Below are 236 nucleotides of genomic sequence, written 5' to 3'. Positions count from 1 at the left end.
TATCAAAGTTCAAAGCAACATCCACAAGCTTTCGCTCACCACTCCAGACTAAAATCCGGTTGGGCAGTACATGAACCTTTAATGGTACCCAGGCACCGTGTGTGTAGGCTTTGCGAAAAGGACTGGTCTGGAATGTTAACCCTGAAGCTTCTCTGATACGTATCCGGCGCGGGCCATAGGTTGGCAGCGGCACAGCATAACCACCACCAGAGGCGGAAAAACCCATGAAATTACCA

Annotated in this window: 1 protein-coding gene; it reads right to left on the bottom strand. The window is 50.0% G+C overall.

The window, feature by feature from the left end:
• The coding region (locus ACY2RR_RS24770) for a hypothetical protein (RefSeq protein ID WP_490110861.1) at positions 1-236 on the bottom strand (236 nt) is incomplete at both ends.

It is taken from the genome of Parendozoicomonas sp. 2304DJ65-17, from assembly GCF_058148445.1.
This window is presented reverse-complemented; position numbering and strand designations above follow the sequence as displayed.